This window comes from Bacillus sp. FSL M8-0049, assembly GCF_038593355.1.
Taxonomy (GTDB): Bacteria; Bacillota; Bacilli; order Bacillales; family Bacillaceae; genus Bacillus; species Bacillus safensis.
Window position 1 is genome coordinate 3441949 of sequence record NZ_CP151986.1, and the last position, 14560, is coordinate 3456508.

Here is a 14560-nt window from a genome sequence, read left to right on the forward strand (position 1 = left end):
ACGTTTTTGTCATTTCATCCATTTATATTGTAGAAAACGGGCGATCCATTTCATACAGCTTTTGATAACGCTTGTTTTCTTTTAGTAACTCCTGATGCTGACCCTGCATCTCAATGCGTCTGTCTTCAATAAACATGATGCGGTCACACGCCTCACAGCCAGTCAGATGATGGGTGATCCAAATAACTGTTTTCCCTTTTAACACACGGAAGATGGTTTCAAGCAATTCACGCTCTGTCCGTGGATCAAGCCCGACGGTGGGTTCATCTAATACAACAACCGGCGTGTCCTGAAGCAAAATTCGAGCTAACGCCATACGCTGTCTTTCTCCACCTGAAAATCGAACCCCTGTCTCCTGAACACCTGTGTGATAACCTTCTGGCAAAGACTCGATGTCATCATGCAGCTGCACTTGTCTAGCTGCTTCTTGTACCTGCTCTTCTGTTGCCTCTGGAGATCCTAAACGAATATTGTTTAAAACAGACGTATCGAATAAATATGGCTGTTGATTCAGCACAGATACATAGGCAGACACCTTCTCTTGAATGCTTTGAACCGGTTTTCCTTGAATGCTGACAGCCCCTTGATTTGGAACAACTGCCCCTTCTAACAATTTCAAAATGGTCGATTTTCCTGCACCGCTTTTTCCTAAAAGCGCGAGTGATTCCCCTTGCTTCAGAGAAAATGACAGGTCTTGAAGGACATATTGATGCGTGTCATACCGAAAGGACACTTGATCAAAACAGACAGCTTCATCTTGAGAAATGGTTGACTGATTCACTGCCTCGCTTTCAGTTTCTCCTTCATATGACTGCTTTTCATAATGATGTAATCTGCTGACAGCATGCTGGTAGACGGGAATATCACCTGCCGCATCTGACAGCGGAAGAAAAGCCTCTGTTAACGGAAACAGCACAAGTACAAAGGCTGCAATCAGTGTGTGTGACATGGATCCTGACTGAACGACGGAGCCGCTCCAATAAACAACAAGCACGACAGCTCCTCCAATCAAGAGCTGTGCCAAAAATTGACGCACGCGGATAAATCGGTGTTTCGCTGCTTCAAGCGCTAACAGCTGCGCTTCTTTTTGTTCATATCCATCCACAAAATCTTTCTGCCTGCCGCTGAACAGCCAGTCACTAACGCCCATGACTGCATCTGTTAAATGGCTGTACAGTTCATTTCTGCCTTTTTTCATTTGAATTTGTCTTGCCCGGTTCACAAGCACTGTGACGTATGGGAAAACGAATACGAGAAGTGCCATATAAAGCAGCATCAGTCCAGCAAAAGGCCATGAGAAAAGGCCAAGTGCTCCAATGGATGCGGCATATAAAAGCAGTGCACCGATGGATGGAAAGATGGTTTTTAAATAGGCATCCTGCAATCTCTCCACATCATCTGACAAGAGACCAAGCATTTCACCTGTCCCAAGCTTTGTCTGTTTGGCACTTCGTTCAGCCATGTCATAGAGGCGTACACGCATTTTTTCAATCATTGTCAAAATGAGCTGATGACTTGCCAGCCTTTCTGCATAACGGGCAGCAGAGCGCGAAATACCAAAGGTACGTACGGCCACAATTGGGACGTAGACCATGAGTATATTCTCAGGTCTTGTCGCAGCCTTTGAAATGAGAAATCCCGACGTGTACATTAGCATAGAAGCAGAGAATACCGCAATGGCTCCTAAAAATAAAACCAAGGCAAACAGCTTTTGATTCTCCTTGATATAAGGTATAAACCAGCCTTTACTGACCATGTGTGACCGCCCCCATTTGCTCCTGTACCAATTGATAATACACGCCTTTTCTTTGCATTAATGATTCATGTGTCCCCATTTCTGCGACGGTTCCTTGATCCATGACAATGATTTCATCCATGTCCGGCATCCAATGGAGTCTGTGTGTCGCTAAGAACACAAGTTTATGTTCAAACAGTGGAAGCATTGTTTTCTTCAGTTCATACTCTGTTTCAATATCGAGATGCGCCGTTGGTTCATCTAACAGCATAATAGACCGCTGGCCCAGCACAGTTCGAGCAAGCGCAATTCTTTGCGCCTGTCCTCCGCTTAGCTCTCTTCCCTGTTCTCCAATGACCTCATCCAGTCCGTTTGGCAGCTGCGTAACCAGCTGAGATAAGCCAGCTTCATGCACCGCTCTTTCCACTTCTTCCTCTGTTGCATTCGGTTCATAAAAACGAATGTTTTCTCTTAATGTCATGTGAAATAAATAGGGGTGCTGCGGCATATAGACAACTTCCTTTTGCCATTCCTTCATCTGTAAATGACCAAGCGGCTGACCGTTTAGCGTGATTTGACCCGAAGACGGTTCAACAAAGCCGCCGAGGACATCGGTTAACGTCGATTTCCCTGAACCACTGGCACCAATGATGCCGATTTTTTTCTTCCCTTTGACAGTGAGATCTATATCCTGAATGGAATAAGGAGCAATTTCATCATGCTGAACACAAACATCCTGCAGGGTGAGCACGGATTGTTCATCCCACTTATTCAGCTGCACAGATTTTGTCTCCTGGGCGCGGAAGCCTTTTTCTTCTAAAATGACCTGCATGGCTTCATTCGCTTCTTTTCCATTTAACGTCGCATGATAATCATTTCCCACTTCACGTACCGGCAGAAAATACTCCGGCGCCAGCATAAGCGCCGTCAAAGCCGGAAATAACAGAAGCTCTCCTTCAATTAAACGTAAGCCAAGAAAAACAGCGACGGTTGCAATTGATAGCATGGAAAAGAAATCGAGGGCAAACGATGACAGAAAGGCGACCTTCAGTGTACTCATGGTCGCTTTTCGATATCGCTTTGACACCTCCGCAATATGACGGGAGTGTTTTTTGCTGATACCTAAGTAACGCAGCGTCTCAAGGCCCCGGAGAGAGTCAGTAAAATGATTGGATAATTTCTCATACGATCTCCATTGTTTGGCCGCTTTACGATGAGCAACAAGGCCTAGCAAAATCATAAAAATAATTAAAATTGGCAGCGTCACAATTAAAATGACGGCTGATGTTTCATCTAATGTCCACACATAGATAAGGACCATCGCCGGAATCACTGCCATGTTCACCATTTTCGGCAAAAACAGCTGTAAATACTGACGGTATTGAGCAATTCCTTCCATTGCTAATGTGACAAGCTTTCCTGTCCCTTTTTTCTTTGCGAAGGCAGGCCCTAATCGAAAGAGTTGGTCTAACAGCTGCTTTCTGACGTCTGCTCCAATTCGGGAAGAGTAGGTAAACATGACCTTCTCCCGAATCAAGGTGAGACCGTGCCGCACAACAAAGGCAGCAAGAAACAGCATGACATAAGGCGTTGCCTGCGAGAGGCTTTTCCCGTCAAACAGCGTTGTAATGGCATGTGCCAGCCACTGTGCTTGGAAAATAATACTTGCTCCTTGGATGAGTGACACAATACCTAAGAGGGCAAGAAGCCCTCTCATTCCTTTTAATTGAAGCAAACGTTTATCCATTAGTAGGTCATTGGCTCCTTACCGCTTACACGTTTACGGAAGACGTAATAGCTCCAAATTTGATACCCAAGCACAAAGGGCAGCAAAGAAACAGCAACAATCGTCATGACCGTCAGTGAATAAGATCCAGATGCAGCGTTTTGAATTGTGAGATCAAATGAATGACTGATTGAACTAATCATGACGCGCGGGAACAATGCAGTGAACAGCATGGACACCGTCACCATGATGCCTGCGCCTGTGAATAAGAAAGTCCAGCCATCACGTTCTTTTCTCATCAAAACAAGGGCAGTTACATAACAAACCACAATCAGCACAGTTAATGGAATGGTGATGATCGGGCGTACAGTATAAATATCTGTTTCAATGATGGACACACCGACAAATATAACAAGAACAGGGAGTGCAATGAGCAGGACACGCTGGCCCAGTTTTCTTGCACGATCTCTTAAGTCACCCTCTGTACGAAGTGTGACAAAAATCAAGCCATGCAGCAGGCAAAGAACCGTCACAGCTAACCCGCCGATCACTGAGTAAAGATTCACAAAGTCCGTAAATCCAGCGTACATGTTCATGTCTTGATCAATTGGCATCCCGCGTAAAATACTCGTGAATAACACACCGAGCAAAAACGGCGGAAGCAGACTGCCAAAGAAGATCACCCAGTCCCACGCCTTAATCCAAGAGGTTTTCTCAACCTTCCCTCGGAATTCAAAGGCGACTCCGCGCCCAATGAGCGCTAAGAGGAGAACCGCAAACGGAATATAGTATCCGCTGAACATCGTGGCATACCAGTGAGGAAATGCAGCGAAAATAGCGCCGCCAGCTGTAATCAGCCAGACCTCATTCGCATCCCAGAAAGGACCAATCGTATTGATTAAAATGCGGCGCTCGTGCGCGTCCTTTCCAAGCAGCTGCATGGACATCCCGACACCAAAATCAAATCCTTCTAAGAAGAAAAATCCAACAAACAATACTGCGACAAGAATAAACCAAATCTCGTTAAGATATGCCATGATATGCGCCTCCATCAAATGGATCTGTAGACAGGTCCGTTTCATCCTTTTGATCTGTATCCTCTTCAGAATGTGCACCTTTTTTAATTTCTCGAATGAATAAGTAGGCAAGCAAAATGGCAAGAATCAGATACATCACCGTAAAGCTAATGACTGAGAATAACAGCATGCCATACGATACGTTCGGTGAAATCGATTGAGCTGTCGTCATCATACCAAAGACGGTCCACGGCTGACGCCCAATTTCAGTCATGATCCAGCCGGCTGAGTTCGCAATAAACGGGAACGCGATCATCCCTACCATGAAGCGTAAAAACCATTTGTTCGTTTCTAGTTTCTTTCTAAAGCTCAAATATAAGCCAATCATACTAGCAAAAATCATCAGCATTCCGGCACCGACCATGATTCTAAAGCTCCAGAATGTTGTTTTCACTGGCGGAATGTAGTCTCCAGGACCAAACTTGGCTTCATATTCTTTTTGAAGTGTCAGCATGCCTGGAACATCTCCACTGAACTTCTGATACGCCAAATAACTTAAAGCAAACGGAATATTGATCTCCGCAGAGTTTTCTTTTTTATTTGTGTCAATGTTGGCAAATAGTGTCCAAGCTGCTGGATCTCCACTATCCTTCCAAAGGGCTTCACTTGCTGCCATCTTCATTGGCTGTGATTTCATTAAGTGCTTCGCTTGATCATGTCCAGAGAACGCCACACCTAAACCAGAAATTAAAGCGAGGACCATCGCAATCTGGAATGACTTTTTGAAAAAGGCGATTTCTTGTTTTTTGATCATTTTATAGGCACTAACTCCTGCAATAAAGAAAGCTCCTGTTGCCAGTGCACCAAATAGAACGTGCGGAAACTCAACCCAAAGCTGCGGGTTCGTCACAAGAGCGCCAAAATCATTCATTTCTGCACGGCCATTTTTAATGGCAAATCCAACTGGCTCCTGCATAAATGAGTTGGCGAGTAAAATCCAAAATGCCGAAAAGATCGTACCAAGGGAAACAAGCCAAATGCACAATAAATGAATCTTCTTCGGCAGACGATCCCAGCCGAATATCCAAAGTCCAATAAATGTAGATTCAAGGAAAAAGGCCAAAAGTGCTTCAATGGCAAGCGGTGCACCAAAGACATCACCGACAAACCTTGAATAATCTGACCAGTTCATCCCAAACTGGAATTCCTGCAGAATCCCTGTTACCACACCTACTGCAAAGTTAAGTAAGAACAGGTGACCCCAAAACTTCGCCATCTTTTTATAGATGTCTTTTTTCTTGACGACATAAAGGGTCTGCATCAATGCGACGATAAACACCAAACCTATTGACATAGGAACAAAAATAAAATGAAATAATGTCGTTGAAGCAAATTGAAATCTTGCTAAAAACAGCTCACTCACAGCCTTACATCCTCCCTTACTTTCACATGCCGAACGATTCATGCTCACCATTTCACAAAATATTCACCATTTGTTCAATGTTTCACAAATAAAAGTCCATTTGAAATGGTTCGCTAGGTGAAATTTTACTCTTGATTTTCATTCGGTTAGTTATTTATACCTGTACTTTACACCCATACGCTTCAAAAATAAAGTAAATTTTACCTAAAAATTGGATGGTATTGTGTCAGTTGTTTGAATACTTTGTCAAAAATATGTGACGGAAAATAAAAAATCGCAAAAAAACAGCGCTGCATGTGGGCCGCAGCGCTGTGTTTCTTTTTAGGCTTTTTTCTGTAAAGCAGGTCTTGTCACTTGGACTTCATAGTACGTAATTTTGTTTTTTAATAGTCCTTCAGGTTTCGCTTTTCCGTGAGCATGTGCATCTCCAAATGCCTGAGATTTTGTCCAGTTCACAAAGTCTTCTTTTCGATTCCAGCGGGTATGAATGGTCACCTCATCGTAATCAGTTGTCTGCTGCGTGACCCAGACTTCCATGCCTAAAAATCCTTCCATGAATTCTACTTGTCCCTGCTTGTTAAAACGCTTAACAAGGTGGTCTGCACTGCCTTTTTCTACTCTAACCTGGTTGTTTACAATGATCATGTTTGGTTCATCTCCCTTTTGTTGTTGGATCGAAGCGATTGGGATAATGAGCGGATGCTCTCCATCTAGGTGAACCTCTGCCTGAATCCCAAATACCTCTTTGAAAAAGTTTTCTGTTAATACATCCTTTGGTGTCCCTATTTGGTAAACCTGACCACGCTTCATCGCAATCAGGCGGTCACAATATTTTGCTGCCTGCTGCAGGTCATGAAGTACCATTAAAATGGTGATTCCATGTGTTTCATTCAGCTGTTTGAGCAGCTCTAGTAAATCAAGCTGGTGCGCAATATCTAAGTAAGTGGTAGGCTCATCCAGAATAATCGTCTCTGTCTTCTGAGCCAGTGCCATTGCAATATACGCCTTTTGCCTTTCTCCGCCTGACAATGTATGCAGCATCCTGTTTTCATTCACGCGGCTATTTGTCACATCAAGCGCCCACTCTACCGCCTCCTGATCTGTCTTCGAGCTCTTTTTCCAGATCGAACGATGCGGACTGCGTCCAAGTGCGACCAGCTCACGTACTGTCATCGATGGGATCGCCGTTCTCGTCTGCATCAGAACGGCGATTTCCTGTGCAATCTCCTGTGCTGTCATTTCTTTTTGCGGGATATCGTGAATATAAATCATGCCGCTTTCAATCGTCGTAAGACGTGCGGCCGCTTTAATAAACGTCGACTTCCCTGACCCATTCGGTCCAATAATGCCTGTTACACTTCCTTTAGGCACAGCTGCTGATATAGACGACAGCCGAAAGCCTCCTTGACTGAGACTCACGTCATCCATCGCAATCACATCCAACTTAACCCCTCCCTTTCTTTTTTAATAAATAGAGGAAGAAAGGTGCACCGATACAGGCAAGCAGGATACCAACAGGCAGTTCAACCGGTGTAAACCATACCCGTGCTGCTGTATCAGCAAAGACCACAAGTACGCCGCCGCCAAGCATTGAGATCGGCAGCAGGTACCGGTAGTCATCTCCAATTAAAAGGCGGATAAAATGAGGGACGACAAGACCGACAAATCCAATTAAACCGCTCACGCTTACAGCTGCACCCGCCAAAAGCGCCGCCAGTGCAATTAAGAAAAATCGGGTTCGCTCGACTCTAAGGCCGAGCAGCTGCGCTGACTCATCACCTAGCAAAAGGAGATTTGCCGGCTTGATCGCAAAAAAACAAAGACACAATCCAGCAATCGCATAAGGTGACACAAAGCTCAGGTGATGCCAGCTCCGTCCATTTAATCCTCCTGATAAAAAAGGCAGAACAGCCTGCACACGCTCACTATAAAGCACCATAAATCCATTCATGACCGCACCAAGCAGGGCATTGACTGCCACTCCTGCCAGAATCAATTTCAGTGGTGAAACCCCTTGATCAAACGACAACATATACACAACAAGTGCCGCTAATAAAGCGCCAAGGAAGGCAGCTGCTGGAAGCAGATATGTGAATTGTGGAAACACGATCATGCTGAGTACAGCAGCTAACCCACCGCCGGCGGTCACTCCGATGATGCCGGGGTCAGCGAGTGGATTTCGGACGACTCCTTGTAAAATGGCTCCTGATGCTGCGAGACAGGCCCCGACGATGAAACCTATGAGAACGCGAGGCAGACGTAAATCCATGACGATTTTTTCATGGACTGGCTGGCCTGATCCCGTCAAAGCAGCGATTAAATCTGGCAGCGATAATTGAACAGAACCTAAGGCAAGCCCTAAACAAATGCCCACACCTAGCGAAAGAAGCAGTCCCGGTATCAGCCATCTTCGTCTCGACTGTCTTTTTTGAAAATCTAACTCTGCATTCATCTTCATGATGACAATCGCTTCAATCTCTTCTCTAGTTCATCAATCGCCTTTATGACGTCTGCGCCTGGATTCGTCCCGAATAGATCACTAGGCAGAACCTCCACGCGGCCATTCTTGACAGCAGATACATCGTGCCATGCTGCATTCTGTTTCATTTCACTCATAAAACCTGCTTTCACATCTTCAGGATTGCTGTGTGTCATGAGCAGAATGAGATCAGGATCGGCTTCGATCACCTTTTCTGCATTGATTTGGGCATATTGAGGGAATTTTTCGAGTGCCGGTTCATTCTCAGCGATGTTTGCACCCCCTGCGATATGCAGTAAATCTCCGCTTAAGGATTGAGGAAGCGCCGCCATATATGTGCCGGGTGCCCCGTACACAACGAGTGTTTTCACTTTTTTCTCAGGCTGCTTGACCTGCTTTTTCCGCTCTTCAATTTGATCATTGAGTGCTTTAGCCTGTTGCTGTTTCCCAAGTAACTCCCCAAATAACGTCATTTGACGCTGGATGTCCTTCACTGAATTGGCGCTTGTCAAAAGAAGCTGTGAACCAATTCCTTCTATTGTAGAGATGTCCTTGCTGTTTAATTGTTCATTTCCAAGCACAACATCAGGCTTTAAGCTTGTGATCAGCTCTACATCAAATTGATGCGTTGTGCCAATCGTTTGTACGGACTTTGCCTTTTGTAAGCTGTCTGGTAACTCGGCAGTTGGCCGGCCGACCACCTCACCGCCTAAAGCATACACAATACTCATGTCCCCAGACGACAAAGCGACGATACGCTGAGGGGATTCATCAAACGACAGCGTTCTTCCGGTAAAATCCTTTATCTTCAGTGCTCCTTGCCCGCTCCCTTTCTCTACAGGTGCTGCCTGACTGCATCCGCCGAGGAGAAGCATCAAGACGAGTCCCGCCAAGATCACATTTGAAAATTTCAACCGTCTGTCTCTCCTTTTCTAGTAAACTTTCTTTAGCTTTGCCTGTACCACGAGACGCCCGTTTTTAGGTGCAAGCACATGATCACAGGTCGATAAGGTGAGGATGAGGTCATCTGTGGACACGTCTGTCTTCGTTTGATAGATTGATTTCTTCCGCACAGCTTGCAAGTAGTGGGCATATTCGCCAAGATCTTGAAAATCGGTTTGAATATAGTCGAAGTCAACCGTCGTTTCATACACAGCAAAAATCTCCGCTTCATAGCTTTGATACAGCGTATCGTACTGAAATGTCCGGTGCTCTTGGAAGAAATCTTTTTTTAGATAGTTTGTGAGTCCAGCGAACATGGATCCATCCCTCATCCGATGGCCGTACACGACTGTATTTGGGCTTTCATGCAGGACATCATTACGATAATCCATAAAGATACTGCCTGCCCGGGTGTCGTTTTTTAAATAATTGCGAGTTAAGTAGAACGCATTATCGCGAGATTGAACGATCGGATACTGAATCATCGTGTCCTTCATATTGATCCAGCCGACAATGTCCTCATTCACCTTCCGCAGCTCATCAAATGACGAACGGATCTTTCCCGGCTCCCGTTTTTCAGTCATTTCTTCTTGATGTCCATACATCGTTTGGGCCTTTGCAAGCACCTGGCGATTTTGATAATAACCGAAAAGTTCGAAGCCGATGGCTGTACCGCTATAAATAAACACGCCTAAACAAACAATCGTCAGCATCCGCTGCCAGAACCGTTTTCCTCGTTTCACACTGTCTCACCTGCTTTTTGCACAGCTTATATACCAACAGGCACAATATACATCCCTGTTTCTGCATCCTGTCTAATCGTGACGGACACATCATAAATGTGACGCACGTTTTCCTCTGTTAACACATCGTTTGGCTGTCCTTCACTGATAACCTGTCCATCCTTCATCGCTATGATGATATCGCTATAGCGGACAGCCTGATTCATGTCGTGCAGCACCATGACAATCGTTAATCCATGCACGGCATTCAGCTCACGGATCAGCTCAAGAATGTCAAATTGATAGTAAATATCCAAATAAGTTGTCGGTTCATCTAAGAAAAGGATTGGTGTTTTTTGCGCAAGCGCCATCGCAATCCATACACGCTGCCGCTCTCCACCTGACAGTGAGGCGAGCGGCACCTTTCGTTTTTCCGTTAGCTTTGTACTGGACAGCGCCCACTCTATGGCTCTCTCATCCTCTTCCTTGTCTCCTCCGCGCATCGTCTGGTACGGCGTTCTGCCGAATGCCACGACCCGTTCGATCGTTAAATCAAGCGGCGCTTCATTTTGCTGATGGACGACAGCGAGCTTTTTTGCCAGCTCCTTTGGCTTGAACGTATTCAGCGTTTGCCCGTCTAAGTGAATTTGCCCTTTATTTGGACAATGATTATTCGCCATTAAGGAAAGCAGTGTGGATTTTCCCGAGCCATTTGGACCGATAATGGTTGTGATTTTCCCCTTTTCAATCTGTGTTGTGACCGATTGAACAATGTCCTTCTGCTGATCATATGAGAATGACACCTCACGAATGTCCATGGAGACGGTCCCCCCTTCTTAATAAAAAGATCAGAAACGGCCCGCCAATCACGGCCATGATCGTAGAAGCTGGAATCTCATTTGGCGCCACAAGCGTCCTGCCAAGCGTATCAGCCGTTAAAATAAGCAAAGCCCCGCTTAACGCAGAAAATGGAATCAGTACCCGGTGATCCGAGCCGACGAGTCTTCTTGAAATATGCGGAATGAGCAAGCCGACAAAGGCTATCACGCCCGCTACTGCAGCTGTCACCGCCGCAAGTAAAACGGCTGTGATGGAAATCAAAAGGCGCATTCTGGTCACACGCAATCCTAAATTTTTCGCTGTCTTGTCCTGAAGAGCCAGGAGGTTGCACCATCTGCTGAAGAAGAGTGCAACGACAAGGCCGGCGACACCATAGATACCGATTAAACGGACATCTCCCCACGTTTTCATCGTGAGATTCGACTGCCCTGACTGATTAATTGTGATATTGAAATAGCTGCAAATGGTCACAAATGCTTCAGCCATCCCAGTAAACATGGCATTGATGGCGATCCCAACCAAGATCATGCGGATCGGGCTTAAACCACCCTTCCAAGACAGAACGTACACGAGGAAACACGCAATAGCCCCGCCTAAAACCGAAAATAAAGGAGAGTAGAAATAAAATTGAGGAAGCGCTGTAATCGCCATTAATGAAAAGAAGCTGGCTCCTGATGAAATGCCAATGACGCCGGCATCAGCTAACGGATTCCTCATGACCGACTGCAGCAGTACACCGGAGACAGATAAGGCGGCCCCTGTAAACATCGCGATAAGCATGCGGGGAATTCTCAAATCTTTAATGATTTCTACCTGTGCATGTTGACCTGTGATGAGCCCTTCTAATAATTCAAATGGGGTGACATGAATGCTCCCAGTAATGGCTGAATAAATAAATACGCAGACCAGTAAGAGACTGACTATCAGAAATAAAATCCCTGTTTTTTTCATCTTGAACGTCCTTTTATCATTAAGATTCGCCGCTTATGACGGATACAACATACGAGTCAATTTATCTAATGCTTCTGCTGCCTTTAAATTGCCTGTTGTCCCGAATAAGCTTTCTTCGAGGTCATACACCCGGTCTTGTTTGACCGCATTGAAATGTTTCCAGATGTCATTTGTTTTGAATTCTTCATCAAACATTTGGACGACTTCGTCTGGCATCCCATGTGCGGCACGGAGAATGATATCTGGATTGGCTTTTTGTAAATATTCCGTATTGGATGCCAAATACTCCATTTTCTCGCCTTTGACAATATTCTTTCCTCCTGCGATACGCACAAGATCACCAATATATGAATTCTCTGTCGCCACCAAATAACTGCCTGGCACACCAAGCAAAATCAGAACGGACGGCTTGCGTTTTCCTTTCGTTCTCTCTTGAATGTCTTTCTTTTTTTGCTCAAACTCAGACACAATGCGTTCAGCCTGCTTCTTTCTGTCATACTGATCTCCAAGCTTCATGATGGCCTTCTCCATGTCAGCCATGCTCTCGAGATTTAGGTATGTGGCAGGGACACCTGCTTGCTGAAAGGGTGTCTCTAAATCATATTGAAGGGTTGTGACAGAAAGGACATCTGTCGGTTGAAGTGATTGGATGATTTCCATGTCCGGGCTCATTGGGTTACCGACTTCCGGCAGTCCTTTGTAACGAGCTGGCAAGGATTTTTGACTTGTTGGCACCCCGATAAGATCCACCTCTAAAGCATCCATGATCTCCGCAGCAGCTACAGTCGTTGCTACAATGCGCTCACTTGATTCAGCGCTTTTTTTGCCTTTTGCTGAGCTTTCAGCTGACTGTGAGCAGCCCGATAAGATCATGCACACACTGAAGGCAGCGATCAAGGTACATAATATTCGATGCTTCAAAAATAGAAGCCTCCTTTCGAAAAAAGAGAGTGGATGCGCCAGCATAAATGGCGCATCTCACATATAATAAACAGTCTATCTTGTCCGTGTTTGATATTTTCTGACGAGTACGAATAACGAACCGCCGAATAAAAGAATATACACCCAAAGAAGAGAGGTATCTCCCGTTTTCGGATTCAGCTGTCCAGACTCAGATTTGGTTTGATCATCTGATGGCGTAAATGTCATCTGCTCCGCACCCGTTTCCTCAGGTACTGCATTCTCAAGTTGATTCGTTTGAGAATCGTGATCATTTGGATTTTTGATAAAGCCGATACTCTCATCGTCTCCAATGACCGTTGAAATTCCGCTTCCCTCACCGAGAGCGATACCTTTTGTGTCATAGACGAGTTTGACATCGTACTGCTCATGATAATTCGCAGCTGGAATATCAATCTTTACGCGTGCTGCCTGAGCTCCACTTAAACTTTTTGCTTCATATTGAATGACGCGTGTATCTGCTTTTTGATCTGTCTTCGCGACAAGTGTCTCCTCAAACTTTCCGCCTGTTCCTACTTGGAATGACGTGATCGCTGAGCTGTTCTTCACTGTATATGAAACGAAATGGCGGCCATTTTTTACAACCAGTGTCGCAGGACTCACGACGTAATCGTTCATGCGAGAAAGCTCATCCTTGTCTGCCTTCTTCATTGAGAAAGGAAGCTTGTATACACCATCTTTTAGCTGAGCCGTCTCTTGATTTGCTCCGCCGTTATTTGTTTCTGTTGTTGGTGTGTTTGGTTTTGGTGTTTCTGGTGCAGCTGGTGTTTCTTCCTCTACCACCTGCCCGTCCTTCACTGGAGCGATACTTGTTGAATCAAATTGAAAACGAATATCGTAGGTTTGGTCATAGTTAGCGGCTGCTACTACAATGTGTACTTTTCCTTTTACCGCTTTTTTCAAATCATCTACATCAAATGAAACCACTCTTGTGTTCTTTGCTTCATCCTTGCTGACTGTTTTGGCTTCTTGATAAGAACCATTTTTCTCTGTTTTTAAAGAAGCGACAGACTTATGGTCCTTCACCGTAAAGGAAATGGTTTGCTTTCCATTTTTGACAGTTAAGGATGCAGGGTGTGAGAAGTAATCACTCATTCGAGATGCCTCATCCGTATCCCCTTTTAATACACTGTAATTAATACGATATACGCCATCTTTTAATTGATTTTGCGCGGAATCATCTGGTTTTGTGCCATTGTTATTACCTGGTTTTGTCGGTTGATCGTCTGGCTTTGTACCGTTTTGGTCATCCGGTTTTGTTTCGTTATCATCTGGTTTTGCAGGCGTAACGAGTGTGAGGCTGCTTTGATCGAATGCAAGCTGTACGTCATATGCTTCGTCATAAATAAAGCCGCCTAAATCCCAGTAAATTTTCACCCAGCCGTTTAATTTCGCTGATAAGTCGTCGACATCAAATTTGATCACACGTGTATTGGCTGTCTCGTCCTCACTGACCGTTTCAGTGGTAACGAGAGCACCATTTTGTTCGACCTTGAAATCTGTTATTTCTTTGCTTTGCTTCAGTGTGACATAGGCTGTTTTCTTGCCATTTTCCACAATCAGCTTAGCTGGCTTTTCTGTATAGGTATCCATCATGGACGCTTCTGTGCTGCCATTTTTTAAAACGGTGAATCCAACTGTGTATTCACCATCAACGAATGATGCCGCTTGAGCTGTTCCTTGAGGAATCTGAAACGCAGTCAACAAACTGAATAAAACGAGCAGATTGGCTGCCTTTAGATGAAAAAGACGTTTCAAATGGTGAC

General features: G+C 45.0%; 12 protein-coding genes. All 12 read right to left on the reverse strand.

Translation table 11 applies throughout. The features are described 5' to 3' along the window. Nucleotides 1-22 precede the first annotated feature (22 nt). The 12 genes from cydC to NSU13_RS17850 all read right to left on the reverse strand — a co-directional run bounded on the left by cydC (nt 23) and on the right by NSU13_RS17850 (nt 14552). Complete coding sequence (cydC, locus tag NSU13_RS17795) at nt 23-1756, reverse strand: thiol reductant ABC exporter subunit CydC (protein WP_342489689.1); 1734 nt, start codon at nt 1754-1756, stop codon at nt 23-25. Continuing rightward, nucleotides 1746-3482, reverse strand: coding sequence for a thiol reductant ABC exporter subunit CydD (gene cydD, locus NSU13_RS17800; protein ID WP_342489690.1), 1737 nt, complete (start codon nt 3480-3482; stop codon nt 1746-1748). Before cydD ends, cydC begins: the two co-directional genes overlap by 11 nt. Next, nucleotides 3482-4498 carry a cytochrome d ubiquinol oxidase subunit II gene (gene cydB / locus NSU13_RS17805; protein ID WP_342489691.1) on the reverse strand — a complete coding sequence of 339 codons (1017 nt, stop codon included), beginning with the start codon at nt 4496-4498 and terminating at the stop codon, nt 3482-3484. Before cydB ends, cydD begins: the two co-directional genes overlap by 1 nt. Further along, entirely contained in the window at nt 4485-5900 is a 1416-nt protein-coding gene (locus NSU13_RS17810) for a cytochrome ubiquinol oxidase subunit I (protein WP_041118224.1), read from the reverse strand. Before NSU13_RS17810 ends, cydB begins: the two co-directional genes overlap by 14 nt. 321 nt (nt 5901-6221) lie before the next feature. Next, a complete protein-coding gene (gene isdG / locus NSU13_RS17815) occupies nt 6222-7337 on the reverse strand; it encodes a heme oxygenase (protein WP_327828405.1) in 1116 nt (371 codons plus the stop codon). 7 nt (nt 7338-7344) lie between these two features. Beyond that, on the reverse strand, nt 7345-8358 hold the full coding sequence (locus NSU13_RS17820) for an iron ABC transporter permease (RefSeq protein ID WP_061110257.1): 1014 nt from the start codon (nt 8356-8358) through the stop codon (nt 7345-7347). Then, entirely contained in the window at nt 8355-9293 is a 939-nt protein-coding gene (locus NSU13_RS17825; RefSeq protein WP_342489692.1) for an ABC transporter substrate-binding protein, read from the reverse strand. The genes NSU13_RS17820 and NSU13_RS17825 overlap by 4 nt, the downstream gene beginning before the upstream one ends. Nucleotides 9294-9311: 18 nt before the next feature. Beyond that, nucleotides 9312-10064 (reverse strand): class B sortase, encoded by a 753-nt coding sequence (gene srtB, locus NSU13_RS17830; protein WP_046312784.1) that lies wholly within the window; start codon nt 10062-10064, stop codon nt 9312-9314. A 26-nt stretch (nt 10065-10090) separates the two neighbouring features. Further along, the gene (locus NSU13_RS17835; protein ID WP_046312781.1) at nt 10091-10861 is read right to left on the reverse strand and encodes an ABC transporter ATP-binding protein; all 771 of its coding nucleotides are present in this window, start codon (nt 10859-10861) and stop codon (nt 10091-10093) included. Next, complete coding sequence (locus NSU13_RS17840; protein WP_046312779.1) at nt 10848-11834, reverse strand: iron ABC transporter permease; 987 nt, start codon at nt 11832-11834, stop codon at nt 10848-10850. Before NSU13_RS17840 ends, NSU13_RS17835 begins: the two co-directional genes overlap by 14 nt. Before the next feature lie 33 nt (nt 11835-11867). Continuing rightward, the gene (gene isdE, locus NSU13_RS17845) at nt 11868-12755 is read right to left on the reverse strand and encodes a heme ABC transporter substrate-binding protein IsdE (RefSeq protein WP_342489693.1); all 888 of its coding nucleotides are present in this window, start codon (nt 12753-12755) and stop codon (nt 11868-11870) included. Between the two features lie 75 nt (nt 12756-12830). Then, nucleotides 12831-14552 (reverse strand): NEAT domain-containing protein, encoded by a 1722-nt coding sequence (locus NSU13_RS17850; protein ID WP_342489694.1) that lies wholly within the window; start codon nt 14550-14552, stop codon nt 12831-12833. Between the last annotated feature and the right edge of the window lie 8 nt (nt 14553-14560).

Coding starts and splice junctions, on each gene's coding strand:
- NSU13_RS17835 (WP_046312781.1), bottom strand. CDS start 10,861: ATGGACATTCGTGAGGTGTCATTCTCATATGATCAGCAGAAGGACATT.
- cydB (WP_342489691.1), bottom strand. CDS start 4,498: ATGGCATATCTTAACGAGATTTGGTTTATTCTTGTCGCAGTATTGTTT.
- cydD (WP_342489690.1), bottom strand. CDS start 3,482: ATGGATAAACGTTTGCTTCAATTAAAAGGAATGAGAGGGCTTCTTGCC.
- NSU13_RS17820 (WP_061110257.1), bottom strand. CDS start 8,358: ATGAAGATGAATGCAGAGTTAGATTTTCAAAAAAGACAGTCGAGACGA.
- NSU13_RS17840 (WP_046312779.1), bottom strand. CDS start 11,834: ATGAAAAAAACAGGGATTTTATTTCTGATAGTCAGTCTCTTACTGGTC.
- cydC (WP_342489689.1), bottom strand. CDS start 1,756: ATGGTCAGTAAAGGCTGGTTTATACCTTATATCAAGGAGAATCAAAAG.